At 73.8% G+C, this 25,248-nt stretch carries 19 protein-coding genes; 7 read left to right on the plus strand and 12 right to left on the minus strand.

What is annotated here, in order from left to right; translation table 11 throughout:
- Nucleotides 1-176 precede the first annotated feature (176 nt).
- Nucleotides 177-2,240, minus strand: a complete 2,064-nt coding sequence (locus ACIGG8_RS35315; protein WP_396552716.1) for a discoidin domain-containing protein — start codon at nt 2,238-2,240, stop codon at nt 177-179.
- A 285-nt stretch (nt 2,241-2,525) separates the two neighbouring features.
- On the opposite strand from ACIGG8_RS35315, the gene ACIGG8_RS35320 reads away from it, so the two are divergent.
- The 3 genes from ACIGG8_RS35320 to ACIGG8_RS35330 all read left to right on the plus strand — a co-directional run bounded on the left by ACIGG8_RS35320 (nt 2,526) and on the right by ACIGG8_RS35330 (nt 6,349).
- A complete protein-coding gene (locus ACIGG8_RS35320) occupies nt 2,526-3,251 on the plus strand; it encodes a hypothetical protein (protein ID WP_396552717.1) in 726 nt (241 codons plus the stop codon).
- Nucleotides 3,252-3,259: 8 nt separating this feature from the next.
- Nucleotides 3,260-4,909, plus strand: coding sequence for a S8 family serine peptidase (locus ACIGG8_RS35325; RefSeq protein WP_396552718.1), 1,650 nt, complete (start codon nt 3,260-3,262; stop codon nt 4,907-4,909).
- Nucleotides 4,910-4,981: 72 nt separating this feature from the next.
- Complete coding sequence (locus tag ACIGG8_RS35330) at nt 4,982-6,349, plus strand: hypothetical protein (protein WP_396552719.1); 1,368 nt, start codon at nt 4,982-4,984, stop codon at nt 6,347-6,349.
- Between the two features lie 54 nt (nt 6,350-6,403).
- On the opposite strand, the gene ACIGG8_RS35335 is transcribed toward ACIGG8_RS35330, so the two are convergent.
- Nucleotides 6,404-7,618 carry a saccharopine dehydrogenase family protein gene (locus tag ACIGG8_RS35335; protein ID WP_396552720.1) on the minus strand — a complete coding sequence of 405 codons (1,215 nt, stop codon included), beginning with the start codon at nt 7,616-7,618 and terminating at the stop codon, nt 6,404-6,406.
- A 215-nt stretch (nt 7,619-7,833) separates the two neighbouring features.
- On the opposite strand from ACIGG8_RS35335, the gene ACIGG8_RS35340 reads away from it, so the two are divergent.
- Nucleotides 7,834-8,220 carry a DUF485 domain-containing protein gene (locus ACIGG8_RS35340; protein WP_396552721.1) on the plus strand — a complete coding sequence of 129 codons (387 nt, stop codon included), beginning with the start codon at nt 7,834-7,836 and terminating at the stop codon, nt 8,218-8,220.
- The gene (locus ACIGG8_RS35345; protein ID WP_396552722.1) at nt 8,217-9,947 is read left to right on the plus strand and encodes a cation acetate symporter; all 1,731 of its coding nucleotides are present in this window, start codon (nt 8,217-8,219) and stop codon (nt 9,945-9,947) included. The genes ACIGG8_RS35340 and ACIGG8_RS35345 overlap by 4 nt, the downstream gene beginning before the upstream one ends.
- Nucleotides 9,948-10,085: 138 nt before the next feature.
- On the opposite strand, the gene ACIGG8_RS35350 is transcribed toward ACIGG8_RS35345, so the two are convergent.
- The gene (locus tag ACIGG8_RS35350; protein WP_396552723.1) at nt 10,086-11,915 is read right to left on the minus strand and encodes an alpha-keto acid decarboxylase family protein; all 1,830 of its coding nucleotides are present in this window, start codon (nt 11,913-11,915) and stop codon (nt 10,086-10,088) included.
- Entirely contained in the window at nt 11,912-14,032 is a 2,121-nt protein-coding gene (locus ACIGG8_RS35355) for a flavin monoamine oxidase family protein (RefSeq protein WP_396552724.1), read from the minus strand. Before ACIGG8_RS35355 ends, ACIGG8_RS35350 begins: the two co-directional genes overlap by 4 nt.
- Nucleotides 14,033-14,248: 216 nt before the next feature.
- On the opposite strand from ACIGG8_RS35355, the gene ACIGG8_RS35360 reads away from it, so the two are divergent.
- A complete protein-coding gene (locus tag ACIGG8_RS35360; RefSeq protein WP_396552725.1) occupies nt 14,249-15,022 on the plus strand; it encodes a GNAT family N-acetyltransferase in 774 nt (257 codons plus the stop codon).
- Nucleotides 15,023-15,181: 159 nt separating this feature from the next.
- Here the strand turns inward: ACIGG8_RS35360 and ACIGG8_RS35365 are convergent, their stop codons facing one another.
- From ACIGG8_RS35365 to sigJ, 3 genes are all read right to left on the minus strand, one after another.
- Nucleotides 15,182-15,760 carry an exonuclease domain-containing protein gene (locus ACIGG8_RS35365; protein ID WP_396552726.1) on the minus strand — a complete coding sequence of 193 codons (579 nt, stop codon included), beginning with the start codon at nt 15,758-15,760 and terminating at the stop codon, nt 15,182-15,184.
- Nucleotides 15,761-15,842: 82 nt separating this feature from the next.
- Nucleotides 15,843-16,586 carry an SOS response-associated peptidase gene (locus tag ACIGG8_RS35370; RefSeq protein WP_350523076.1) on the minus strand — a complete coding sequence of 248 codons (744 nt, stop codon included), beginning with the start codon at nt 16,584-16,586 and terminating at the stop codon, nt 15,843-15,845.
- 156 nt (nt 16,587-16,742) lie between these two features.
- Complete coding sequence (gene sigJ, locus ACIGG8_RS35375; RefSeq protein ID WP_396552727.1) at nt 16,743-17,699, minus strand: RNA polymerase sigma factor SigJ; 957 nt, start codon at nt 17,697-17,699, stop codon at nt 16,743-16,745.
- Nucleotides 17,700-17,903: 204 nt separating this feature from the next.
- On the opposite strand from sigJ, the gene ACIGG8_RS35380 reads away from it, so the two are divergent.
- Complete coding sequence (locus ACIGG8_RS35380) at nt 17,904-18,317, plus strand: hypothetical protein (protein WP_396552728.1); 414 nt, start codon at nt 17,904-17,906, stop codon at nt 18,315-18,317.
- A gap of 7 nt (nt 18,318-18,324) precedes the next feature.
- Here ACIGG8_RS35380 and ACIGG8_RS35385 read toward each other — a convergent pair whose 3' ends face one another.
- The 5 genes from ACIGG8_RS35385 to ACIGG8_RS35405 form a co-directional block, all read right to left on the minus strand.
- Nucleotides 18,325-20,379, minus strand: coding sequence for an alpha-galactosidase (locus tag ACIGG8_RS35385; protein ID WP_396552729.1), 2,055 nt, complete (start codon nt 20,377-20,379; stop codon nt 18,325-18,327).
- A gap of 120 nt (nt 20,380-20,499) precedes the next feature.
- Nucleotides 20,500-22,905, minus strand: coding sequence for an RICIN domain-containing protein (locus tag ACIGG8_RS35390; protein ID WP_396552730.1), 2,406 nt, complete (start codon nt 22,903-22,905; stop codon nt 20,500-20,502).
- A 205-nt stretch (nt 22,906-23,110) separates the two neighbouring features.
- Nucleotides 23,111-23,677, minus strand: a complete 567-nt coding sequence (locus ACIGG8_RS35395) for a rhodanese-like domain-containing protein (RefSeq protein WP_396552731.1) — start codon at nt 23,675-23,677, stop codon at nt 23,111-23,113.
- Nucleotides 23,678-23,800: 123 nt separating this feature from the next.
- Entirely contained in the window at nt 23,801-24,550 is a 750-nt protein-coding gene (locus ACIGG8_RS35400; protein ID WP_396552732.1) for a sulfite exporter TauE/SafE family protein, read from the minus strand.
- On the minus strand, nt 24,547-24,933 hold the full coding sequence (locus tag ACIGG8_RS35405; protein WP_396552733.1) for a rhodanese-like domain-containing protein: 387 nt from the start codon (nt 24,931-24,933) through the stop codon (nt 24,547-24,549). Before ACIGG8_RS35405 ends, ACIGG8_RS35400 begins: the two co-directional genes overlap by 4 nt.
- Nucleotides 24,934-25,248 lie beyond the last annotated feature (315 nt).

Raw genomic sequence — 25,248 nt, forward strand, 5'->3', positions numbered from 1 at the left:
CTTTTTTTATTTTTTGGTGCGCCCCCGGGGGTTGTGGGGGGGGGGGCCGCGGTTTGTTTTTGTTGGGGCCCCCCCCCCCCCCCCCGGGGGGGGGGGCCCCCCCCCCCCGGGGGGCCCCCCCCCCCCGCCCGCTCCCCGGCCCGGCCCCGCCCCGTCGGCGGGGCTCCGAAGCCGGGCTAGCTGCTGTACACGCCGACCTCGTGCAACGAGTACCCCCACTGGGTGCCGCGCTGCACGCCCTGCACGCGGACGTACCGGGCCGGGACGCCGGGGAACCGTGCGGTGTCCAGGCCGCCGTCCCCGGTCGTGGTGGACCACACCGACCGCCAGGTGCTCCCGTCGGTGGAGACCTCGATCCGGTACGCCCGCCCGTAGGCGCGTTCCCAGTCCAGCGTGACCCGCCCGACCAGGCCGGTGGAACCGAGGTCGACCTGGAACCACTGGTCGTCGCTCCACTCGCTGGCCCAGCGGGTGCCCGGGTCGCCGTCCACCGCCCGGCCGGGCGCGTAGCTGACGAACGGGTTCCACCACTCGGTGGTGCTGGCGGTGGCCGGGCGGTTCGCCGCCAGGTTCTCCGTCGACCGGTGCCGCTCCGCGGCCCCCCACGTGGTGAGGTAGGACTCGGCGCCGCGGAAGAGGTCGTCCACCACGCCCTGGCCGCCGACCTGCCGGATGTCCTCCAGCCAGTCCGGCACCAGGCCGTAGTGGGCGGCGCCGTCCGTGTTGATGTCCCAGGTGCGCGAGCCGGTGGTCTGGCGGTCGATCAGGGACCCGCCGTCCGCGCTGCGGAACGGGTAGCGCACCGGGTTGGCGGTGTCCGCCCCGCGCGGGCCGGGCCAGCCGCCGACGCCGTTCATGTCGGTGCCGTAGCCGTACCCCACGTTGTACTTGTCGCGCAGCGCGTCGGTCCGCTTGGCCTCGGCGCTGAACGCCTCGGCGCCGTTCATGTACTGGGCGACGAAGCCGCCGAGCTTGTAGACCCGCTCGATCCAGTCGAGGTCCATCCAGCTGTGCGAGGAGATCACGCCCGGGTAGGACTCCGACTCCAGGATGTCGAACGAGCGCGCGGCCGCCTTGACGCTCATGTGGTCGACTTCGAGCATCATCTTGCGTTTCATCATTCCGCGCACCGCGTACTCGCCGAGATCGGTCAGCCCGCGCGTGTTGCACTGGGCGCCGCCGGCGTAGGCCGGCACCGCGACCCCCGCCGGGAGCTGCTGCTGCGCCTCGGGCGCCGGGGCGAGGCCGATCGGGTTGTCGTGCTGCGGCCCGGCGCACTGCTCGGTCTTCCAGAAGGTGCCGGTCGACAGGAACTGCCCGACGTTGATCGCCGTCCCGAGCGCGCCCTCGTCGAAGCGCACCCCGCAGAGCGCGTTGTCGAACTTGTGGCAGAGGAACATGCTGCGCACGCCCAGCCCGTACAGCTCGTCCAGGCCGCGGTCGATGTCGGCCCTGCTGCACTGGGCGACGTCGAGGATCTGCTTGCAGCCGAAGGGCTCGGAGGTCTCCACGCCGAGGATCACGGCCAGCTTGCCCTGCTCGATGACCTCGCGGGCCTGCGCGCTGTCCGTGACGATCCGGAACCAGCCCTTGCCCGGCCCGCCGTACATCGTGTCGACGTAGGCCTGCAGCTCGTACGTCTTCTGCGCCTGGAGGCGGATGGAGGTCATCTCGTCGCAGCTGCGGTCCTTGAAGAAGTAGACCGAGCAGATCACCCCGTTGGTGACCAGGTCGTTGACCAGCACCCGCTGGCCGCCGCGCCAGGCCCGTTCGATCCAGGCGTAGTAGTTCTGCTGGTGGGTGAGCGAGTCGTGAGCCGGCCAGTCCTTGAAGGTCGGCCAGCCGACCGGGTCGTGCTTGCCGTCGCCGCCCTTGGTGATGAAGTCGAAGATGGCGAGCGAGCCGTCGGGGTAGTGCTCGGGGCAGTCCTTCAGCGCGTCCGCGATCCCGGCTTCGGAGAAGGACTTGCCGCAGATCAGCCGCCCGCCGAACGCCTCGTTGGCCATGATGTGGTCGTGCGCGTCGACGAAGCCCCGGACCCGCCCCTGGGCGTCGGTGCCGCGGAACGGTTCGCCCGTGACGCCGATCTGCGAGTCGGGCGCGGGGCGTGCGGTCGGGTTCCACCAGTCCGTCCCGCCCGCCGCGGCGGGCGCCGGCCCGGCGAGCGCCATGGCGGCGAGGGTGAGGAGTGCGGCCAGCAGTGCGACGAGTCCGCGTCTGCCGTGGGGGAGTCGGTGCATGGTCACCACCCGTGTCCGAGGTGAGGGGGTGGCACGGCCACGCGCGGGCCCGTCCGGGGCGCGGACCGACCCTTCCGGGCCGGCTGTCATGGACCGCGCACTCGGTGTGATGAGAATCGCCACTGTTGGACTGGTAGTCAATAGGCGTGCGCGGATTCCGGTGCGGATTCCGGTGCGGATTCCGGGCCGGCCCCTGCGGTCCTCGACGAGCCGATCGCATCCGCCTCTGTCAGGCTGATGGAGCGGTGCCGAGCGGCACCGCCGCGCGCGAGGAGGTCCGTACGGATGTCTGAGCGGGAACCGGGGCGGAAGCCGGATCCGGCCGACCGCAGGGCCCACACGGCGGCCTTCCGGGCCGCGGAAGCCCGCCGGGAGCGGCGCCGGCGGTGGCTGGTGCGCGGCACGATCGGCCTGGTCGCCGTGGCGGCGGTCGGCGGGATCGCCGCCGTGATCGCGACGAACCAGGGCTCGTCCGGTTCCTCGCACGGGATCCCGGCGCAGCCGCGGATCACGGCCGAGGGCCGCACCACGCCGCCGCCGTGGGACGCGCCGAGCGACGTCGCGGCCGCGGTGGCGGCGGCCGGGCTGCCGATGCTCGGCACGGAGGGCTCGGCGCTGCACATCCACACCCACCTGGACGTCCTGGCGGACGGCAAGCCCGTCGAGGTGCCGGCGCTGATCGGCGTGGACGAGGCCGCCCAGCAGATCAGCCCGCTGCACACCCACGACACCACCGGCATCATCCACGTCGAGTCGCCGGTGCACGCGGACTTCAGCCTCGGGCAGTTCCTCACCGAATGGCAGGTCTCCGCCTCCGCCGACCACCTCGGCGGCCTGAAGACCGACGCCACCCACACACTGAAGACCTACGTCAACGGCAAGCAGACCGACGGCGACCCGGCCGCGCTCCTGCTGCACGACCACGACGAGATCGCCCTGGTCTACGGCACGGCCGCGGAGGACGCCGGCGTCCAGGTGCCGAGCGGCTACACCTGGCCGAGCGGGCTGTAGGGACGGCCATGGCGTACGAGCCCGAGAGCCCCTTCCGCTCGCCCATCGTGGGTGACCTCAACCTCTCCCGGCCCGGGCCCGCGCCCGGGAGCGAGCCCGGCTCCCCGCCGGGGCTCATGCTCGGGGCCGTCGAGGAGGTCGACCCGGAGCAGCAGGTGCCGATGCTGATCGAGCTGAACCTGCGCTACCCCGGCGGGCTGCAGGTGGTCCGCGACGAGTTCTACGCGCTCTGGGAGCGCTACGCGGGACGGTCCCGCGGGCAGTGGCCCGACGAGGTCACGTCGGGGAGCCACGTGCAGCCCGAGGTGCCCCCGGGGCTCGCACTGGTCGCGCCGAAGCTGTACCAGACCGTCCTGTCCCGGGCGGACCTCGGCGAGCTGGTGGAGGACGACCGCCGCTCCGCCGCCCGCACCGGGCGACCGCCGACCGTCTTCCGGGTGTGGCCGGACTACCTGCTGCACCCGCAGATCGACCGCTCCGCACCCACGGTGAAGGCCAACGCCGCCTGGCGCGCCTACGACGCGCGCGGGAGCGGGATCGTCTGGGCGGTCATCGACAGCGGCATCGACGCGACCCACCCGCACTTCTCCGGGCTGGAGCTCGCGGCCGAGGGGCGCGGCGAGGACTTACCGCAGGGGCGGACCAGCGGCCTGCACCGGGACTTCAGCTTCCTGGTGAACCCGGCCGACCCGGTGGCGCAGCCGCCCGGCGGAGCGGCGGCCGGGGCCCCGGCGTCGCCGCTCGTGGACGACAGCGGGCACGGCACGCACGTCGCCGGCATCATCGCGGGCTGCACCCCGGACGGCATGACACCGCGGGTGGCCACGCCGGACGAGCCCGGGGACGGCGGGTTCGTCGCCAGGGCCGGAGCGGATCGGCTGTCGGGGATGGCGCCGGCCTGCGAACTGGTCAGCATCAAGGTGATGAGGCTCAGCAGCCAGGGCACCTACGTGACGTCCTCCAGCGCGGTCATCCGCGCGCTGACCTACCTGCGGACCGAGGTCAACGTGGACCCGGCGGTGCTGCGGGTGCACGGCGTCAACATGAGCCTCGGTTGCGAGTGGCGGCCCGACCAGTACGCCGCGGGCCAGTCGCCGCTGTGCCAGGCGGTGGGCCAGGTGGTCGCCTCCGGTGTGGTCGTGGTGGTCTCCGCCGGCAACTTCGGTGCCCGGAGCACGTCCCGGGACACCGCGGACACCTCGGCCGTCATGGGCTCGATCACCGAACCGGCGCACACCGAGGACTGCATCGCGGTCGGTTCCACCCACCGGGAGGCTCCGCACGCGTTCGGCGTCACGTGGACCTCGGGAAAGGGCCCGACGCTCGACGGGCGGATGAAACCCGACGTCGTGGCGCCCGGCGAGTGGATCGCCTCGGCGGCCAGCGGCAAGGTCCGGGCCACCGCCGGGCTGACCCCGGCCCCGGGGGACCCGCTGCCGGCGAGCCTGCTGACGTACGCCGAGCAGTCCGGCACCTCGATGGCGGCGCCGCACGTCTCGGGTGTGATCGCGGCCTTCCTCTCCGCCCGCCCGGAGTTCATCGGCCGGCCGCAGCAGGTCAAGAGCCTGCTCACCGCCTCCGCCACCGACCTCGGCCGGGAGCGCTACGCGCAGGGGGCGGGGCTGGTGGACCTGATGCGGATGCTGGCGAATGTCTGACGGACGGACGAACGGCCACCCGAACGGCCACTCGAAAGGCCACTCGAAAGGCCACCCGAAAGGTCACGCGCGATGAGACGACTGCCGACGAACGAGCCCGTGTGGGACGTCACCTTCGACGCGCAGGGGCTGCTGACCGCCCCCGCGGCGGCGGACTTCCTCGACCAGGTCACCGCCGAGGGGGTGCAGGACCTGTTCGTCTTCAGCCACGGATGGGGCACCGCCCAGCAGAGCGCCCGCGAGCTCTACGACGCGATGTTCCCGCTGATCCGGGAGGCCGTGAGCGACGCGGCGAGCCTCGGCACGGTCGGATTCGCGGGCGTCTACTGGCCCTCGCTTTGGTTCCCGCCCACGCCGGCCACCCCGCCGGCGGCGGCCGCCGCGCCGCAGGCCGGGGACGGTGCCGTGGTGGACCTCAGCGCCGGAACGGCGGCCGTCTCCGGGGCCGACATCGCCGCGTCGCTGGTCCAGGGCTTCGCCGACCCGGCGCAGCAGCAGACGGTGACGGACCTCGGCCGGCTCATCGACGAGGGGGTGGCGGCGGTCGGCTCGGACGAGACCGTCGAGGTCAAGGAGCAACGGCTGGTGCGGATCCACCAGTTGGTCCGGTCACTGGTGCCGCCGCCCGCGCCCGACGGCACGTTCGAGGACTCGGGCGAGCAGGCGCTGCTGCAGGACGCCGACCCGAAGACGGCGTACCAGGCGGCCGCCGAGGCCTTCGGCAGCGCGCCGCCCGGCTCCTCCACGCAGGGCATCGGCGACTGGTTCCGGCACGCCGTGACCGGGGCGAAGGACGCGCTGCGGGTGCTCTCGTACTCGGTCATGAAGGCCCGGGCCGGCGACATCGGCCGGACCGGCCTCGGGCCGCTGCTCGCCGCCCTGCACGCCCGCGCGCCCGGCCTGCGGGTGCACCTGCTCGGGCACAGCTTCGGTGCCCGGCTGGTCTCCTTCGCCCTGGCCGGGGTCGGTGCGCCGGCCGACAGCCCGGTCGCCTCCCTGCTGCTGATCCAGGGGGCGTTCTCGCACTGGTCCTTCGCCCACGCCCAGGACAACCCCTTCGGCAGCGCGGGCGCGCTGAACACCTTCGCGGACCGGGTGCACGGCCCGCTCGTCTCCACCTTCAGCGTCCACGACTGGGCGGTCGGCGTGTGGTACCCGAAGGCCTCCTTCCTCGCCCGCCAGGACTCCGAGGCCGACGTCGCCGGGCGCTGGGACGGCATGGGCGCGGACGGGTACCAGGCCGTGGCACCGTCCGAGGACCGGGTGATGCCCGCCGACGGCGGAGCCGCGTACGGCTTCGTGCCCGGGTCCTTCTACCGAGTGAACGCCGCCGCCGTCATCGACAACGTGGAGGGCGAACCGTTCTCCGGTGCGCACTCCGACATCCGCAAGCCGCAGGTGGCCGCGCTCGCGGCGGCCGCCGCCGGGGCGCACGCGTAGCAGGGGCTGGGGGTTCGGCGGGTCGACGCCGACGGCCACCTGCCGCCCGCGACGCTACCGGCCGGGCGCGGTCGGCGGCGGAGTCTCCAGCACCCGGAAGGAGATCCCCGCCGCGACCAGCCGGTCGATCAGCGGCCGGCCCATCGCCACCGCCGTGGTCAGCTGCCCCGCCAGCGGCGGCAGGTCGTCGTACGCCAGGCACAGCGCCGACTCCGCCAGCATCTTCGCGGTCTCCTGGTAGCCGGGATCGCCCCCGGACACCTCGGTGAGGACCGTCCGCCCGCCCTCCGCCCGGGCCACGAACCGGACGGCGAACCAGGACCGTGCCCGCTGCTCCGCGCTCGGCCCGGCGCCGGGCGCGCGCAGCCGCCCCAGGGCCCGGCGCAGCGGCGGCAGCTGGGCGGCGAGGGCGAGCGCCGCCACCGCGGCGACACCGCCGAGGGCGACCGGCAGGCGCCGTACCGCCGCGTAGTGCGCGTAACCGAAGTCCGGGCCGTACTCGTCCAGCGCGGCGGCCGAGCGGGACACCACCTGCGGGTCGATCGTGGGCATCGGCACCGCCCAGGCGCGGGCCGTCCGCGACCGGTGCGGCCGGCCGGCCGGGGTGCGGACCAGCCGGCCCTTCGGCCGGGGCTCGACCGCGCGGCGCTCCCGGGCGGCCCGGGCCATCGCCCTCGGCCGGGAGAGGGCCGTCATCGCGGAGGCGAAGGTGCCGCCGGAGACGGTGCCGCCGACGCGGACGAAGCCCTCGACCGACACCCGGGCCGCCGGGCCGCCGCGGTGCAGCAGTTCGTCGACGGTGAACAGCACGCCGAGGTCGTGCGGCACCGAGTCGAAGCCGCAGGCGTGCACCAGCCGTGCGCCGGTGGCCACCGCCCGCTCGTGGTGCCGGAGGTACATCCGGTCGACGAACTCCGGCTCGCCGGTGAGGTCCACGTAGTCGGTGCCGCTGTCGGCGCAGGCCGCGACCAGCGGCTCGCCGTGCCGCAGGTACGGGCCGACGGTGGAGACCACCACCCGGGCCGAGGCGGCCACCTCGCGCAGCGCCGCGCGGTCCGCGGCGTCCGCGACCAGCAGCGGGAGGTCGGCGCAGCGCGGGTCGATCGTCGCCAGCCGCGTCCGGACGGCGGCGAGCCTGCGCCCGTCCCGCCCGGCGAGCGCCCAGCGGCAGCCCTCGGGCGCGGTCCGGGCGAGGTACTCGGCGGTGAGCCCGCCGGTGAATCCGGTGGCTCCGAACAGGACGAGGTCGTACGGGCGGGTCTCGGCCATCAACAGTCCCTACGTGCAGCAGTCCCTACCGGCGGGTAATCGACTGCGCCACGCTAGGAGCCCCGTGCGGCACTGTCAACGGTTCCGAGCAGGCGGCGCGGGCGGCACCGTCGAGCGGGCCGGGGGCGTCGCCGACCGCGCGTTGACCGCTTGTCTACCACGGACTCCTACCGTCCGGGCCGTTGGCACGTTCCTCACGGCTCAGAAGGATTCCCATGATCGACCCGGCCGCGCCGTCGTGCGGTGACACACCCCGGATCGCCGACGATCCGCGCTTCGTCGAACTGCGCACCGCGTACCGCAGGTTCGTCTTCCCGGTGACGGCGGCGTTCCTGCTCTGGTACCTGGCGTACGTCCTCTGCTCGGCCTTCGCCCGCGACCTCATGGCGACCGAGGTCGTCGGACACGTCAACCTGGCGCTGGTCCTCGGACTGCTGCAGTTCGTCTCGACCTTCGGCATCGCCCTGGCCTACGGCCGATTCGCCGCCCGGCGGTTGGACCCGCCGGCCGCGGCCCTGCGCAGCGCGGCGGCGTGCCGTCCGACCACCCCGGGCCCGGCAGGCCCCGGCGGCGACCAGGAACCGACGGAGAACCGGACATGACCCAGCACCTTCCCACCGCCACCGCCGCGGCGGCCTCGGCATCGCACAAGGGCCTGACCATCGGCCTGTTCGTCGCCCTGGTGGCGGTGACCCTCGCCATCACCCTCCGGGCGCGGCGCAGCACCCGCGGCACCGGCGGCTTCTACACCGGCGGCGGCCAGTTCTCCGCGCTGCAGAACGGGATCGCGATCTCGGGCGACTACCTGTCGGCGGCCTCCTTCCTCGGCATCGCCGGGATCATCGCGCTCTCCGGCTACGACGGCTTCCTCTACTCGATCGGCTTCCTGGTCGCCTGGCTGGTCGCGCTGCTGATGGTGGCCGAACTGCTGCGCAACACCGGGCGGTTCACCATGGCCGACGTGCTGGCCGCGCGGCTGCGCAGCGGGCCGGTGCGGACCGCCGCGGGTGTGTCGACCATCGTGGTCTCGATCTTCTACCTGATCGCGCAGATGGTCGGCGCGGCGACGATCGTGGGGCAGCTGCTCGACGTCAAGGGCGCCTCCGCGCAGATCTGGACCATCGTCGGGGTCGGCGCCCTGATGATCGTCTACGTCGTGGTCGGCGGGATGAAGGGCACCACCTGGGTGCAGATCGTCAAGGCGGTGCTGCTGATGGCGGGCGCGGCCGTGATGACCCTGTGGGTGCTGGCGAAGTACGGGTTCGACCTCGGTCACCTGCTCGGGGACGCCGCCACGGCGTCCAAGAAGGGGGAGGCGTTCCTGCGGCCGGGCCTGAAGTACGGGGCCACCGACGGCTGGTCGAAGCTCGACCTGGTCAGCCTCGGCATCGCCCTGGTGCTGGGCACCGCGGCGCTTCCGCACGTCCTGGTCCGCTTCTACACCGTCCCGACCGGCCGCGACGCGCGCAAGTCGGTGAACTGGGCGATCGGCATCATCGGGGTCTTCTACCTGATGACCCTGGTGCTCGGCTTCGGGGCGGCCGCGCTGGTCGGCACGACGACGATCAAGGAGAAGGACCCGTCCGGCAACACCGCCGCCACCCTGCTGGCCGAGCACCTCGGCGGTGGCGCGGGGACCACCGGCGGCTCGCTGATGCTCGCCTTCGTCGCGGCGGTGGCGTTCGCCACCATCCTCGCGGTCGTCGCCGGGCTCACCCTCACCTCGTCGTCGTCGTTCGCCCATGACCTGTACGCCAGCGTCATCCGCAAGGGCACGGCCACCGAGCGGCAGGAACTGGTCACGGCGAAGATCGCCGCCGTGGTCATCGGTGCGGTCGCGGTCGCCCTGTCGATCTTCGCCAGGGACCTCAACGTCACGTTCCTGGTGGCCCTGGCCTTCGCGATCGCGGCCTCGGCCAATCTGCCGGCGATCCTGCTGACCCTGTTCTGGAAGCGCTTCACCACCTTCGGCGCCAAGTGCGGCATCTACGCGGGCCTGGTCGGCTCGATCGGCGTGGTGCTGCTCTCCCCGATCTGCTGGGGCGGCGCGACCGGCACGGTCCACGCCGTGAAGCTGACGGCCGCACAGGCGAAGGACTGCGGCGTGGAGGCGTCCAGCAAGCAGGTCGGCAACGCCACGGCGCTGATCTCCTGCACCGCCACCGCGCCCGTCCCGCTGCAGAACCCGGGCGTCGTCTCGATCCCGGTCGGGTTCGGGGCCGCCGTCCTCGGCTCCCTGCTCGGCGGCCGCCGCCGCCGCGACGAGGAGTCGGACCGGCGCGGGTTCGAGGAGCTCCAGGTCCGCGCGCTCACCGGGGTGGGGCAGTAGACGTGGAACCGGGCTCGAACCTCGACGAGTTCCTCTCCGACCTCGCGCGCATCGGCCCCCGTCGGGGACGGGGGCCGATGCGCGCGGCGCGGTCAGGCGTACGCCCTGGTCAGGGGTACGCCCCGGTCAGGCGCGGGGCTACGGGCACTTCTCGTCGATCCGGTACTGCAGGGCCCTCGGGTAGTCGTGCCGGCTGAGCCGGACCCGGGCCAGGATCGGCGCGTGGTTGAGGTCGTTGCCGGGATCGGCGATCTCCGTCAGGAGCGATTCGAGCTCGGCGTGGGTGGTGAGTTCGCGCCCGTGCATCCGGTCCTTCTCGGTGCCGAACACCTCGGCCAGCATCTCGTAGCGCCACGGGTGCAGCACGTTGTAGAAGTCGGCGCCGTTGGACGGCTTCTCCTTGTAGTAGCAGGGGCTGACCAGCATCTGCTCGATGCCGTAGAAGCCCTCGTTGTCCAGGACGAAGACCACCGGCCGCAGGTGGTGGCGCACCTGGGTGGACAGCTCCTGGCAGATCTCCTGGAAGGAGCCGTCCCCGACGAACACGAGCGGGCGCTTCAGCGGCTGCTGGCGGCCCAGCGCCACGCCGGTGGCGGCGCCGACGGAGTAGCCGATGGACAGCCAGCTGTTCTGGGCCAGGAAGCCGGCCCGCTCGGTGATCCGCAGGTTCATCGAGCCGAGGAGCGCGAAGGCGGCGTCCGAGACCACCGTGAACGGCGAGGGGGCCTGCGGGTCCCCGCCGGTGGCCCGGTGCTCCAGGAAGTGGTTCATGTGCTCGAAGAAGCTGTCGTAGGTCAGCTCCGCCGGGTACTGGTCGCTGCTCAGCGAGTCCAGGAAGTCGGCCGTGCTGGCCGGGACGTCCAGGCCCGCCGCGTGCGCCAGTGCGAAGTGGTCGGCGGCGAAGGTCCTGCCGCCCAGTGCGTCGCGCAACGCCCGGACGAAACGGCCGAGTTGGATCTCGGGGAAGTACTTGGCGCCGACGCTGACACCGTCGCGGGCCGCCACGATCCAGTCGTCGCCGATCGACTGCTCGCCGCCGAGGTTCTTGGACGTGGACCAGGTGCCCAGGCCGATCCGGCACCCGGCGTTCTTGAAGGTCGCCCGGATCTCCGGCAGGCTCGCCTTCCCGTTGTAGACGCCGGCGAACAGCGGGTGCCGTTCGGACACCACGGACTTCGCGCCGACCGTGGTGCAGAACTGCATCCGGGTGGCCTGCACGAAGTCCAGCAGCTCGTCCTCCAGCCGCTTGCGGACCAGTTCCTCGCCGGCCCACACGATCGGGGTGCCGAACGCCTCGATCAGCTCCACCGCGGCCGCGACCGCCTTCTCCAGCATCTCCTCGTTCCGCTGGGTGAACGGCCGCTCGTGGGCGCGGAGTTCGCCCTGCGGAGGCGCGCACGGTGCGTGCCAGAGGTCCTCCATCACCTCCAGGTAGACCGGCTTGCGCTCGGTGAGGCACGCGGTGATCGCGCTGTCGATCTGCGAGGGCGCGAGGCCCGGGTTGGAGAGCACCTGTGCGTCCACCGTGACCTGCCGGTAGACCTCCAGGTTGCTCTCCCGGCGCGTGCTCATGTGCGAGGTGAGCAGGCCGACCGCCTGCTGGTTGAGCCACTGCTCGTAGGAGGGCGCGGCGTTGATCGCGATCAGCGGCACGTCCTCGACGTACGCGCCGCCGACGGTGTTGAGCAGGCTGAACGCGCCCACCCCGTAGGTCACCGCGACGGCGCCGACGGCCTGTTCGCCCGTGGCCGGGTCGATGTCGGCGGCCCGCACCCGGGCGTAGGCGTCGGCCGCGTAGCCGCCGCCCATCTCGGTGGGGGTGCCGATCCAGCGCACGCCGGTGGTGGACTGCATGATCGTCAGGAACGGGCCGAGGAAGTCCCCCGGCACCCCGAACAGGTACTTGACGCCCAACTGCTCCAGCCGGGTGGCCAGGTAGCGGGCCACCGTCCATTCGTCGCCGCTCATCCGCGCAGTGCCTCCTGTCGGCTCTCCGACCGTCCTTCCTCCCGGGCCCGGGCCTCGGGCCGGAGCTCCGGTTCCGCCCGGGCCGGCGGCGGCGGGGCCTCGTGCACCGCCATGGCCGACCGGACGGCGGTCTCCACCGCGCCCTCGATCCAGGCGTGCTTGAACGAGACGTGCTCGCCGGCGAAGTGCACCGGGCCCTCCGGCTTCATCACGTCGAGGTGGAAGCTGGTCATCTGGTGGGGGGTGTACACCGCCGCCTCGCCGAAGGCGTACGGGTCGCGCAGCCAGCTCTGGGTCTGTCCGTAGCCGGTGTAGAACACCTCGATCCGGCGGCCGTGCACCGACTGGAGGTTGCGCAACGCGTACACGTACCGCTCGTCGTCCTCCATGGAGTCCCAGCGCACCGCGTCGTCCGACCAGCTGTAGCTCGCCAGGACCACGCCGCCGCCGTCGCCCTCGGGCACCGGGTGCGAGGGGTAGTACATGAAGCGGTTCGGGTTGTCGGTGGTCGAGCCGCCGCCGAAGCAGTCGGTGGCGGGGCGCACGCTCGCCCGGAGCAGCGGGGTGTGCTGGTAGACCTCCCGCTGGCCCTGGCCGATCCGGCGCTCGTCCACGCTCGCGTGCGCGCCGAGCAGCACCTCCGGCAGGTTGCGCGGGGGCCGGTGGCCGTTGTGGGCGGCGGCGACGGCCGCCTCGGCGTCGTCCTCGCCCGCCCGCTGGTAGTACTCGTACAGGCCGGGGGCGATGGAGTCGAGTTCGACCTTCCAGTCCGCCTCGGTGAACTCCCACCACCGGCGGGAGAACTCCAGCAGCACCTTGGTGGCCTGGTCGTAGTGGGTCTCGATGATCGCCCGGCGCTTCTTGTAGGAGAACGGCGGTGTCACCTGGACGAACCGCAGGGCGGAGAACGGGACGGTGACGATCGCGAAGTCGCCCTTCCAGACCGTGGGTTCGGCCTCCGGGTCGTCCTCGGGAACGGTGCTGACGGCGACCTGCGGCCCGATCGGGCCCACCTCCCGGGCTCCGCCGCCGTCCCGGCGCGAGTCCCAGTACTCCATCCGGATCATCCGCCGGCCCATCCGCAGTTCGTCGCGGAGCTCGTCGGCGAGCGCTTCGGGCAGCTTCCAGCTGCCGCCCTCGATCTCCCAGTAGGTGGCGTTCGGGTTGATGTCGCTGCGGCCCAGGAAGGTGTGGAAGAAGGCCAGGTGCAGCCGCGAGGTCATGTTCTCGATCGTGCCGATCGCCTCGATGGCCTCGTCGCTGAAGCCCGCGTACTCGCGCAGGAAGCGGCCCATCGAGTAGCCGTCGAAGTCGCGGATCACCCGGGCCCAGCCGTCCAGCCACTCGGCGAACGGCTTGTTCACCCGCTTGCCGTCCTTGATCTCCGAGTAGTAGTCGCGAACCGGCTCCAGGGCCTGGTTGACCATGTCGGCGGCGGTGATCCGCACCTCGTCGCCGGTGAGGTGGAAGCCCTCGTTGATGCAGCTGGGGTCGGCCGCGTACTCCTTGCGGCGGGCCTGGATCCGGTTCGTGCGGATCCAGGAGTTGAAGCGCTTGGCCGGTTCGCGGAAGTCCGGGCTGTCCGCGCCGTACTTCCAGACCTTGCCGGGCTCGAAGGACTCGTAGACCACCGGCGGGACGGGCGCGTTCTGGTTGCCGGTGTCCGGATCGACGTCGACGTTGAAGAACAGCTGCCGCTGCAGGCCGAGGCTGTCGACCAGCGCCAGGGTGAGCGGGTGGAAGCTGGGCAGCCGCATCGCCCCGGCCTCCGCGTACTGCCGGGGGTCGTAGAACGGCCCGTCGAGTTCGTCGTCGGTGGACCGGAAGGTCTTGATCCGCCCGCCGGTCCGGTTGGCGTTGGCCTCCAGGATGGTGACGTTGTGTCCGGCGTCCTTGAGCAGCTTCCCGGCGACCAGCCCGGCGATGCCCGCGCCGATGATCAGCACGTCCTTGGGCTCGTCCGTCGCCGGGATGCCGTCCTTGATCAGGACGTCGAGGTAGCGCAGCTTCAGGTCCTTGTCGTCCGGACCGACCAGCAGCAGTTCACGCGCCAGTTGTCGGCAGGTCTGCCAGCGGGCGCGATCGCCGGCGGTGCCTTCGATGACGGGGTTCTCCATGGTGTTCCTCGGGGGAGTGGGCAGTGCTGATGACCACGATGAGTGATTCGTATGCTACTCAAAGTAGCTTCGTCGCCGAGGGGCCTGTCAACCGGAGGTCGGTCCTTCGACGGGATCACGCAGTGCCCCCGGGCGAGTTCCCGCCCGGGGGGTGTGCGGGGGGCGAGTTGCGGGGAGCGGGCCCGGGCCGGGCGGGGAGCCCGTAGAGTGCGCGGCATGTCGGATGACGAGCTGCGGCGGATCAACGCCTTCCTGGCCGGGTTCGCGCGTCGGCGGGCCGAGCGCACGGTCGAACTCCAGGGCGGGTTCGCGGTGTTCGACGACCGCTTCGCGGGCTCGTGGTCGAACAACCAGGTCGTGGTTGACCGGACCGACGCGGAGCCGGCCGCCCTGCCCGGCGTCGTCGACGAGGTGATGGGCGAGCGGCCCTTCCGCGTCGCGTCCGTCCTGGACGACGACTTCGGCGTGGCGTGCGTCGGGCCCTTCGAGCGGGCCGGGTACCGGCACAGCACCTACCTGGTGATGCTGCACGCCGGCCCGGTCCCCGCCGCCCGCGACGGCCGCACCGTCGAGGAGGTCGGCCTGGCGGCACTCCGCGAGCCGCTCGCGGCGAGCTGGCGGACGGCACTGCCGGACGCCGACGAGGAGGTGATCCACCTGCTGGTCGAGCGACGCGTGACGACCCGCCGCGGAGCCGAACGCGTCCGCTTCCTCGGCTCGCGGGCGGAGAACGGCGAGGTCGCGGCCTGGAGCGACCTCTACCTCGAACCCGCCCTCGGGATCGCCCAGATCGAGGACCTGATGACCGCCGAGGCGCACCGCCGGCGCGGCCACGCCGACGCCGTCCTGGCCGCCGGGCTGAGCCGCGCGGCGGACGCGGGCTGCGCCACGCGCTTCCTGATCGCGGAGTCCGACGACTGGCCGCGGGAGTGGTACGCCCGCCGGGGCTTCGAGGTCATCGGGCGCGGCCACGGCTTCGAACGCACCTGAGGGACGGCTGGCGGGCACGGGAGGGGCCCGGTCGGCGCGGGCGAGGTCCCGTCGTGTTGAGGGAACGGCGCCCAGGGCGGGACGGGACGGGGCATGGCGGGACGGGACGGGCAGGGCAGCCGCGGCCGATCGGGCCCTCGCGCCCGTCGCCCGAGCGGCTCACACCTCCGGGGCCGTCCCGCCCGGCCAGTCCCCGCGGCCCGCCAGGTCCAGGACCAGGGCGGCGATGTTCCACGCGTCGTCGTCGCCCCGGTGGTGGCGCCCCTCCAGCGGGAGGCCGGCCACCGTCAGCGCCTGGGCCATGCCGGGGCGCCGCTGCAGGCCGTAGGCGGCGGTGAAGGCGACCTTCGCATTGGTGTGGCGCTGCCCGAACGGGTACTCCGTGCCCGTGGTCCGGCACTGGCGGGTGAACTGGTTGCGGTCGTAGTCGCCCCAACTCGCCCAGGGCAGCGTGCCGGTGCGGTGCCGGGCGGCCAGTGTCCGGCAGGCCTCGGCGAATGACAGGCCCCCGTCCACCTCGGCCTGCGTCAGCCCCGTCAGCTCCGTGCAGAACGGGCTCACCCGCGACCGCGCCGGCCGCACCAGCAGCCGGTGCTTGGCGAGGCGGGTGCGGGCGCGCAGGTCGACGACGGTGAGCCCGATCTCGATGATCTCGCTCACCTGCCCGGGCGGCGGCTGCCCCTCCCAGCAGGTCGCTTCGACATCGACCACGTTCAGCAGGTGCTCGTTGACGTCCATGAGGGGGCATCGTAGGAACCTCCGGCCCCCGGGTCACCCGGATTTCCGCCGCCGGGCCGGTGACCGTCCGCCGTTCCGGGCCTCAGTCCGCGAGGCCCAGCGGGTCGGGGGCGGTGTCCAGCAGTTCGGGGCCGTTGTTGCGCACGCTGTTGACGGTGGGGGCGACGGCGCGCACGCGCAGGTCGCCGTCGGCGGGGCGGCGCAGGAGGTGGTGGAGCTCGGCCGGGTCGGTGTGGGCGGGGGAGAGCCAGGTGGGGAGGTCGTCCGGGGCGATGGTGAGGGGCATCCGGTCGTGGATGCGGCCGGCGCTGTCGGTGGCGTCGGTGGTGATGACGGTGGCGGTGGCGAGCCAGGCGAGCGGGTCGTCGTCGGCGCGGGTGCGGTCGCGCCAGAACTCGTAGAGGCCGGCCATCAGCATGACGCCGCCGGTGCTGAGGAAGTACGGCTGCTTGTACTTCTTGCGGTCGGCATCGGCGGGCACCTCCCGCCACTCGAAGTAGCCGTCGGCGGGGATGACGCAGCGGCGGGCGGTGAAGGCCTTGCGGAAGGCGGGCTTGGTGTCGACGGTCTCCGAGCGGGCGTTGATCATGCGGGCACCGCCGGACGCGTCCTTGGACCAGGACGGCACCAGGCCCCAGCGCAGCGGGCGCAGTTGCCGCAGCACCTCGCCGGTGTCCCGGTCGACGCGTTCCAGGACGGCCGGGACGGGGTCGGTGGGGGCGACGTTCCAGCTCGGCGCGAAGGTCTCGGCCGGGTCCCAGCGGAGCTCACCGAGCAGCGAGACGAGGTCCTGGGGCGTGGTGGTGGAGACGAAGCGGCCGCACATGCCCCCCAGCCTGCCACCAGGGACGGACAACCGGGGCGCACCCCGCGGCTTCGACGCGTCGGCGGCTTCGGCGGGCCGGTGTGTTCGGTGTGCCGGTGCGATCGCTGTACCGGTGCGTTCGGTGTGCGCCGCCGCGGCGCACCCCGGCGCGGCGCCTCAGTGGGCGCGCCGCGCGTCCTCCGTCCAGGGGCGCAGCTTCTCCGGGTTGCGGACCGCCCAGATCCGGGTGATCCGGCCGCCGTCCACCTCGAAGGCCGCGACGGTCGCGGTGCGGCCGGCGCGTTGGGCGACCAGGCCGGGGCTGCCGTTGACGGTTCGTTCGAGGAGCGTGAGCCCGGGGGCCATGTCGGCGATCCGGACCACGTACCGGGCGATCGGGTCGGCGCCCACGACCGGCCGCAGGACGGCGCCGACCGTGCCGCCGCCGTCGGCCGTCATCGTGGCGTCGGGGGCGAGCAGGCCGACCAGCGCCGCGATGTCCCTGGCCTCCCAGGCCTCCTTGAAGTGCCGTACCAGACCGGCCTGTCCGGCCCTGGGGGCGGTCGGCGCCTGCGCGGCGCGCACCCGCCGTCGGGCCGAGGTGGCCAGCTGGCGGCAGGCCGCCGGGGTGCGGCCGACGATCTCGGCGACCTCAGGGAACGGGTACCGGAAAACGTCGTGCAGGATGAACACCACCCGCTCGGCCGGGGTCATCGCCTCCAGGACGACGAGGAAGGCCATGTTCACCGACTCGTCCAGGGTGACCCAGTCGGCCGGGTCGGTCGGCTCCTCGTGGCCGCCGCCCGGCCCGCCGATCCACTCGGCGCGGTCGGGCAGCGGTTCGGGTATCCACTCCCCGACGTAGCGCTCGCGCCGCACCCGCGCCGAGCCGAGCAGGTCCAGGCAGACGCGGGTGGCCACCGTCGTCAGCCAGGCACCGGGCGAGGCGACGGCCCGCTGCCGTTCCGGCGGCATCGCGTACCACCGGGTGTACGTCTCCTGCACGGCGTCCTCGGCCTCGGCCAGCGAACCCAGCAGCCGGTAGGCGAGGTTGATCAGCTGCCGCCGCTCGCCGACGATCGCGCTCGGGTCCGGTTCGGACGGGTGGTGCCCCGGCTCGGATGGGGTGGTCATGATCGGGGCCGCTCCCTGGCTCGTCTCGTCCGCCGCCGCCCGCACGGCGCTCGTGCGGACGGCTCCTGCCGCTCTCGCCGTTACGACCGAACGGCGCACCGGAGTGTGACACCGGAAACCCCGCCTCACACTCGGGGCCCCCACATCGTCGGTTGATCGAGACATCGACGATCACTGCCGCGGGGCGGCAGAGGGGAGCGCATCATGACCACGGCGACGACGGCTAGCACGGCGGCGACCCGGCGGGGCGTCACCTTCCTGAGGGCCGCGATCGCCCTGCAGACCGCGGCCGTCTTCTTCCAGGCGGTCACGGCCGGCCTGCTGCTGTCCACCTCCTCCGCCGAGGTGGTGCACGGCGTCGGGGCGCGGGTGATGTACGGGGCGTCGATGCTGTACGTGCTCGCCGCGGTCCTGGCGTGGCGGCCGGGCGGCGGGTCGCCGCGGCCGGTCCTGCACGCCGTCGGCTTCCTGGTGCTGGCCTCGGCGCAGGTCGTCCTGGGCATCGCGCACGTGCCGTCGGTGCACGTCCCGCTGGGCGTGCTGATCTTCGGCCTGAGCGTGGCGGCGCTGGTCCGGGCGCCGGCCGCCCGCGTGGTGCGGCGGTCCGGCGCCCGGTAGCGCGGGCTCAGGAGGCGACGGTCCAGCTCCGCCCGGCAGGCGGGTCGGTGGTGACGGGCGTGCCCGCGGCCGCGGAGCCGACGCCGAGGTCGAGCCCGGTGGCGACGTTGGTGACGGTGAGGGCACCGCCGGCCGGGGCCCGCGTCACCCGCCACTCCTGCCAGGGGTTGCCGGGCGCGAGGTCGAGCAGGTAGGCGCTGTTGCCGGCGGAGGCCCCGGCGGACAGCACGGTGTGCCGGTGGGTCGGGGTGTCGCAGCCGTCGGTGATCCGGACCGTGCCGTCCGGGTTGGTGGTGAACACCCACTGCTGCGCCGGGTCGCCGCCGCGCGGCGGCTCGACGTCCGCGATCGAGGTGAGCGGCGAGGCGCAGGAGCCGGAGACGCCCATCGCCAAGCCGCCGGTGGTCAGCGCGTGGTACCGGCCGTCGTCGACCACGCCCGACGCCCCGCCGCCGGTCTGCGCGGTGAGCCGGTACAGCGCCGCCCCGTGCGGCGGCAGGGTGCCGCCGAGCGGGCCGGTGACGGTCGAACTCGCGCCGGTCCACAGCTCCTCGGCGCGGTAGGCGGCGCCGCCGAGCCCGAGTCCGGCGAGGCTGGTGCTCACCGTCCGGGCGGCCGTCGGGTCCTGGTTGACCAGCAGCACGGCGGTGTCGCCGCCGGCCAGTTGCCGCTTGAGCACGACCGGTGCCCGCCCGTCGGCCGGCCTGGCGCCGACCAGGGTGGCGGGCTTCGCCAGGCTGTCCTGGTCGACGGCGATCACCCCGCGGTTCTTCAGGATCGCGAGGCTCTCGGCGCTGATCCCGGTGGACCAGGTGTAGCCGTCGGCGCTGTGCCCGGACTGCGCGGCGGTGCGCAGGTCGGCGCCGGAGATCAGCGGCGCGGCGAGCATCGCGAGGATCGAGGTCTCCGTCCGGGACTCGTCGTCGGTGAAGGGCTTGTGGCAGGTGCAGGTGTCGGTGGTGCCGTAGAGGCCGTAGACGTCCTGCCAGCCGGTGAACATCATGTCCAGGTCGTTCCAGCTGCCCGGTCGGACGTTGTCCGGGTACTGCAGCGCGGTCTGCAACTGCCCGTTCCAGAGCACCCCGTCGAGTTCGCTGTCCCGGTCGCCGCCGATCCGGCACAGGTGGGCGACCTGGCCGCACCAGATGCCGGTGGGCGCGTAGCCGGGCGCCTGGAAGGGGGCCGTGCCGGCGGCCAGGACGACCGGGTCGGTGCGGGCCGGGTCGTCGGCGGCCAGCAGGTACGGGACGCCGGTGTGGACGGGCTGGGCGGAGACGCTGAGGGTGACCCTGGGCCGTCCCTGCGCGGCGGAGGCCACGTCGAGGGCGCGCTGGAAGGTCTGCACCCGGGCGTAGACGGAGCGGGTCAGCTCCTTGCCCTCGCCCTGGGTGCCGTAGTCGTGCCCGTCCGGGCCGATGATCTTCGGGCCGTACGGGCAGTCGTCGTACTTGACGAAGTCGACGCCCCAGGCGACGAAGTCGGCCGCGTCGGTGCTCTCGTGGCCGAGGCTGCCGGGGTGCATCTGGCAGGTGAGGTAGGTGTCGGTGGCGTAGAGGCCGAACTTCATGCCCTTGTCGTGGGCGTACCGGGCGAGGTACTCGATCCCGTTGACGGTCCGGCCGTCGACGCTCTGCGCGGGGAAGTGGTCGGGCCGCGGGACGAGGTGGCCGCTGGTGGGGTCGTTTCCGGCGCCGTCGCTGCCGCCGACCGGGTTCCCGGCGGCGTCGTAGAGCTGCAGACCGCCGTCGGCGTTGCGGACCAGGTCGGTGGTCTGGCCGTCGCGGTGCCACAGCGACCAGCCGTCGTCGATGGTGACGGTGTCGTAGCCGGCCGAGACCAGGCCGTTGGCGGCCATGAAGTCGATGGTCTGGACGACCTGCTCCTCGGTGACCTCGGTGCCGAGGGAGTTCCAGGAGTTCCAGCCCATCGGCGGGGTGAGGGCGGGGCCGTTGCCGAGCGCGGCGGCTCCGGGGGCGGTGCCGAGGCCGAGGGCGGTGAGGCCGGCGGTGGCGAGGGCGAGTGAGAGGAGGGTGGCCGCCAGGCGGCGGGGGGTTCGGCGCATGCGCGCTCTCCTGGGGTGTGGGGGCGGGTGTGGGGGCGGTGTGACGGTCGGTCGGGAGGTGCGGGGGAGCCGCGGCCGGCCGGGTGGGGCCGGCCGGCCGCGGGTGGTGCGGTGTGGGGGTCAGTCGGTGACGGCCGCGGTCGCGGACCGGCCGGGGGCGAGGGTGACGGTGGCGTAGGTGTAGGTGACGCCGTCGACGACCTCGGTGCGGGCGTCCCGCGGCTTGCCGTCGACGGTGAGGTGCGCGTGCCGGCCCCGGAAGCGGGCCTCCCAAGTGAGCGTCTTCGCACCGGTGTTGGTGACGGTGCTGGCGCGCTCGCCGTCGTGGCGGACGGTCACCGTGCCGTCGCCGACCGGGATGCCGGCGACCTGCAGCCAGCCCGTCGGGGCGGGCAGCCGGGAGGTGGTGGCGAGGGTGCCGGCGGCCGCGTCCGGTTCGACGCCGAGCAGGCCCTGGACGGTCTGGGCGAGCAGGGTGAACGGGACCTCGGGGTAGTCGCCGTTGAGCATCCGCCCGCTCGCGTGCTGCTCGCCGGCGTTCTCGTAGACGTAGCGCATCCACTTCCAGGCGGTGGCGCCGTCGTTGCCGGCGAAGAAGGCGTCCGGCAGGTAGGTGTAGGCCTCCAGGTTGGCCGAGCGCTCGGGGCCGGAGTCGGCGGCGTCGATGGCGGCGAGGAGGCCGTCCCGGCGCGGCCCGGGGTCGAGCAGCTGCTTGACCGGCATCAGCACGCTCGCCTCGTAGCCCCAGCCGGTGATCGGCGTGCCGGCGGTGTCGTAGCCGTGCACCACCTCGCCGGGCCGGCCGGGGTCCACGCTCCAGGTGGTGTTGACGTAGGTGCGCAGTGCCTCGGCGGCCCGGCGGTACCCGGCGGCCGAGGCGGCGTCGCCCCGGGCGTCGGCGAGCGTGGCGGCGGCGAGGTAGGCCTGGTACTGGGCGCCCAGCGCGTCGCCGGCCTCGGCGTAGGTGCCGGTGGCGTTCTCGGCGTAGCCGGCGGTGCCGGCGAAGATGCTGCGGCTGGTGGCCTGCGGGATCGGCAGGCCGCCGTTGTCGATCGGGCCGGGGTGGCGGGCGATGAACGGGCCCAGGGTGTTGCGGACGTAGGCGCCGAGCGTCGCGTCGTCGGCGTAGTCGCGGTCGCCGGTCCAGCGGTAGGCCTCGCCGGCCTTCTGGACCAGCTCGAAGGGCGCGGGCAGCTCGCGGACGAAGCTGGCCGGGCTCCGGTAGTCGATGGCGCCGTACGTCCGGGCGTCGAAGTCGAGCGCCCAGACCGGGTACAGCCCGTTGGCCTCGGTGGCGGAGGCGGCGAAGCCGCGCAGCATGGTCTTGTTCTCGGCGTCGAGGCCCAGCAGGTGCGCACCGACCAGCTGGTGGGCGAAGTCGCGGCTGTAGAAGGCGGAGCGGAAGGGGTAGCCGGCCCAGTAGGTGGCGTCGTAGGTGGTGCTGCCGGTGCCGCCGGGGTGGTTCTCGTCCATGTCGAGGACGCCGGTGGCGCCGGCCTGCTGCACCCAGCTGTTGGCCTTGGTCTTGGCCCAGTCGAACAGCGCGACGACCTCGGGGTCGGAGGAGCTGGCGACCGGGTCGTTCGGGGCGGACGGGGCGACGGCGGCGTCGTCGACGTTGACCCAACCGGTGGGCGAGGAGCCGATGGTGAGGTCGATGCGGTCGCCGGCGGCGACCCGGATCCGGGGGAGGCTGTACTTGGCGTAGGTGGGCTGCTCGGGGAGGGTGAGCGAGCGCACGACGGCGCCGTTGACGCGGACCGCGAGGGTGCCGCCGGCGGCACCGGTCGCGATCCAGGCGGAGAGGTCGTAGCCGCCGGCGGTGACGGCGGTCGTCCGGTGGGTGACGGAGTAGCCGGAGCCGGCGTCGAGGTAGGCGAGGCGGGTGCCGCCGTGCGGGTTGTTGGTGGCGATGCCGGTGTGCTCGGTGAGGGTCCAGCCGTCGGCGCCCTGCTCGAAGCCGGGGTTGGCGAGCGCGAGGGGCTCGGTGCGGGTGAGGGTCCAGCGGTGGGCCGGGCGGGTGTCGCAGCGGCCGCGCGCCGCAGGCCGTCCGGTCCCGGCTTCCTGTCCGGCGCTGAGGCAGGAGCCGGTGCCGCGCGCGGCGAGGGTGTACGTGCCCTGCGGTCCGCGGGAGACGGTGAAGCGCTCGGCGTCGGGGGAGGTGCCGCAGTCGGCGGTGGTGGGTGGGCGGCCCGGGCCGTCGAGGGTGAGGCAGCGGCCGCTCGCGGCGTTGACGATCAGGAACTCGCCCCCGGTGCCGCGCAGTTGCCAGCGCTGGCTGAGCAGCCGTTGGCAGTGGGCGCCGACGACCGGCACCGGGTCGGGGCCGGACTGCGCGAACTGCGGGCCGAGGCAGCTGCCGTCCAGGGCGGAGCCGAGAAGGTAGCTGCCGCCGTCCACGAGCGGCGCCCGGTCGGGCGCCTGGTCGCCCGCGAACGCGGGTGGGCCGCCGAGGGCCTGGGCGGCGAGGACGGCCAGCAGCAGGAGACCGGACGGTAAGGCGCGGGTGCGGGCACGGGGCGGCATGGCGGGTCCTCTTCCGTCGGGTGGGTTGACTGCCAGGCGTTTGAACGTTCAAATCGATGCGCAACAGGTCGCATGTGATGGGTGACATTTCACATGGTCAGACAAGCCCGCGTCAACGGCCCGGACAGCACCGGCTGCGCGGCGCGGCGACGGCCCCTGCCCGACGGGGGTGGGCAGGGGCCGTCGCCCGGCACGCGGTCCGGGCTCAGCGTCCGAGGGCGGCGAGCGTGTCGTCCAGCGTGGGGCCGCCGGTGCGCGGGCGGTTGTGCGGGAGCCTGGCGAGCATCGTGCCCAGGGCGCAGGTGTTCGTCAGCGCGGAGAAGGCCAGCCCGGCGCCGACGGCTGCGGAGAACCGGCGGGCACCCGGCAGCACGAGGTCGAGCAGCAGCCCGGCGAGGACCAACGATCCTGCCACCAGCCGTACCTGACGGTCCATCGCCCAGGCCCTACGGGCGCCGGGCGCCTGGTCCAGCGCCTGCCCGGCGCCGGACCAGGCGTTGGTGCCGCCGGACAGGGTGAGGGTCGGGATGCCGGCGTCGGCCAGTCGGCGGCAGGCCTGCTCGGCGCGCGGCCCGGCGGCGCAGACGACGGCGAGTTCGTGCTGCTCGGCGGCGTCGCGCAGTGCGGGCAGGGCGCCGTCCAGCCGGTCGAGCGGGATGTTCAGCGCGCCGGGGATGTGGCCGGCGGCGTACTCGCCGGGGGAGCGGACGTCGATGAGGGTGAGCTGCCCGAGGCGGGGCTTGAGCTGCTCGACGGTCAGCGGCGTGGTCATGGGGGTCCTTCGGGCGGGGGTGGTCGCGGCCCGGGGCGGGTCGCGGGGGAGGGGGAGGGGGGTCTTGATGGCGGGCTGGGCGCGGTGCCCGGCTCGGCGGCCGTGCCCGGCTCCGCGGGGTGATCAGCTCAGCGAGGTGATCAGCATCAGCGCCGCGACGCCGAGCAGGGCGACGGCGAAGGCCTTCTGCAGGGTGCGTCCGCCGAGCTTGTCGGCGAGCCGCTTGCCGTCCCAGGCGCCGAGGATCGCGGCCCCGGTGAAGGGCGCGGCCACGGCCCAGTCGATGGCGCCGGTCGCGCCGAGGCGGGGCAGCAGGGCGGCGAGGGAGTTGGCGCTGATGACCAGCAGGCTGGTGCCGACCGCCTCGGCCATGGTGAGGGCGAGCACCGAGACCAGGGCGGGGACGGCCAGGAATCCGCCGCCGACGCCGAGCAGGCCGGTGACGGCGCCGAGCCCGGCGCCCGCCGCCGTCGAGCGTCCGGGCGTTGCGGCGGAACGTTCCTGCGCGTCCGACTTGGCCGGCTTCAGCATCCGCCAGGCCGCGAGCGCCGCCAGTACCGCGAAGGCGCCGGTCAGCAGCGCGCCCGGCAGGTGTGCGGACAGCGCCCCGGCGGCGGCCGCCACGGGCAGTCCGGCGGCGGCGAACAGTGCGCCGGTGCGCCAGTGGACCCGCCGCGCCCGGGCGTGGGCGAGCAGCCCGGTCAGCGAGGTCGCGGCGACGATCACCAGGGCGGCCGTGGTGGCCGGCGCCGGGCTGAAGCCCAGCAGGTAGACCAGGGCGGGCACGGCGAGCATGCTGCCGCCCCCGCCGAGCCCGCCCAGCGCGAGCCCGACCACGGCGCCGGCGGCCAGCGCCAGCAGCAGCGAGGTCATGCCACCCGCCCGGCTTCGCCGCCCGGGGTGGTGACCGGCAGCCCGGCCAGGGCCCAGGCGCGCATGCCGCCCGTGACGTTCACCGCCCGGACGCCGCGCTGCGCGAGCAGTTCCACCGCGTGCCGGGAGCGGTGCCCGGAGCGGCAGAGGGCGAGCACCGTCCGTCCGGTGGCCGCCGGCGGCAGCGGGGCGCCCGCCGCCAGGGCGATCAGCGGCTGGTGCAGCGCGCCCGGGGCGTGGCCGGCGGCGAACTCGTCGGCCTCCCGGACGTCGAGCAGGACGGCGTCGCCGGTGCGGGCGAGCTCCCGGGCCTGGACGGGGGTGGCCCGGTCGGTGTCCGGGTGGGGTGCGGGGTGCCCGAGGGCGGGCGGCAGCTGAGGCAAGGGAGTCTCCAGTGGTGCGGGCCGGACGGCACGTGAGTCCGGGCGGAGCGGGGGGTGTCGCGGCCGCCCGTACGGGCCGTGCGGCCCGGTGCGGCGGCGGTGTCGGCGCTTCCTCGGCCCCGCCCGTACCTGGTTTCGGTGGCGGCGGCCGGTCCCCCTCGGCGCCACCATAGTACCCCCGGGGGTATTATCGAAACTGTTCGGCGATACCCCCGCCGGTATCGGCTCCATGGCCACCGCATGCCGGAAGGAATACCGAGGGGGGTATCGCGACCGCCGTCCCGGCGCCCGACGCCTCCAGGAGGGCCACCCGTC

Origin of the sequence: Kitasatospora sp. NPDC085464 (assembly GCF_044541955.1) — a bacterium.
Taxonomy (GTDB): domain Bacteria; phylum Actinomycetota; class Actinomycetes; order Streptomycetales; family Streptomycetaceae; genus Kitasatospora.

Excerpts from the sequence above, each read along its gene's own strand:
- ACIGG8_RS35365 (WP_396552726.1), bottom strand. The coding sequence starts at position 15,760 with ATGGACGTCAACGAGCACCTGCTGAACGTGGTCGATGTCGAAGCGACC.
- ACIGG8_RS35320 (WP_396552717.1), top strand. The coding sequence starts at position 2,526 with ATGTCTGAGCGGGAACCGGGGCGGAAGCCGGATCCGGCCGACCGCAGG.
- ACIGG8_RS35350 (WP_396552723.1), bottom strand. The coding sequence starts at position 11,915 with ATGAGCGGCGACGAATGGACGGTGGCCCGCTACCTGGCCACCCGGCTG.
- ACIGG8_RS35345 (WP_396552722.1), top strand. The coding sequence starts at position 8,217 with ATGACCCAGCACCTTCCCACCGCCACCGCCGCGGCGGCCTCGGCATCG.
- ACIGG8_RS35380 (WP_396552728.1), top strand. The coding sequence starts at position 17,904 with ATGACCACGGCGACGACGGCTAGCACGGCGGCGACCCGGCGGGGCGTC.
- ACIGG8_RS35355 (WP_396552724.1), bottom strand. The coding sequence starts at position 14,032 with ATGGAGAACCCCGTCATCGAAGGCACCGCCGGCGATCGCGCCCGCTGG.
- ACIGG8_RS35385 (WP_396552729.1), bottom strand. The coding sequence starts at position 20,379 with ATGCGCCGAACCCCCCGCCGCCTGGCGGCCACCCTCCTCTCACTCGCC.
- ACIGG8_RS35335 (WP_396552720.1), bottom strand. The coding sequence starts at position 7,618 with ATGGCCGAGACCCGCCCGTACGACCTCGTCCTGTTCGGAGCCACCGGA.
- ACIGG8_RS35390 (WP_396552730.1), bottom strand. The coding sequence starts at position 22,905 with ATGCCGCCCCGTGCCCGCACCCGCGCCTTACCGTCCGGTCTCCTGCTG.
- sigJ (WP_396552727.1), bottom strand. The coding sequence starts at position 17,699 with ATGACCACCCCATCCGAGCCGGGGCACCACCCGTCCGAACCGGACCCG.
- ACIGG8_RS35400 (WP_396552732.1), bottom strand. The coding sequence starts at position 24,550 with ATGACCTCGCTGCTGCTGGCGCTGGCCGCCGGCGCCGTGGTCGGGCTC.
- ACIGG8_RS35315 (WP_396552716.1), bottom strand. The coding sequence starts at position 2,240 with ATGCACCGACTCCCCCACGGCAGACGCGGACTCGTCGCACTGCTGGCC.
- ACIGG8_RS35325 (WP_396552718.1), top strand. The coding sequence starts at position 3,260 with ATGGCGTACGAGCCCGAGAGCCCCTTCCGCTCGCCCATCGTGGGTGAC.
- ACIGG8_RS35370 (WP_350523076.1), bottom strand. The coding sequence starts at position 16,586 with ATGTGCGGCCGCTTCGTCTCCACCACCACGCCCCAGGACCTCGTCTCG.
- ACIGG8_RS35330 (WP_396552719.1), top strand. The coding sequence starts at position 4,982 with ATGAGACGACTGCCGACGAACGAGCCCGTGTGGGACGTCACCTTCGAC.
- ACIGG8_RS35395 (WP_396552731.1), bottom strand. The coding sequence starts at position 23,677 with ATGACCACGCCGCTGACCGTCGAGCAGCTCAAGCCCCGCCTCGGGCAG.
- ACIGG8_RS35340 (WP_396552721.1), top strand. The coding sequence starts at position 7,834 with ATGATCGACCCGGCCGCGCCGTCGTGCGGTGACACACCCCGGATCGCC.
- ACIGG8_RS35360 (WP_396552725.1), top strand. The coding sequence starts at position 14,249 with ATGTCGGATGACGAGCTGCGGCGGATCAACGCCTTCCTGGCCGGGTTC.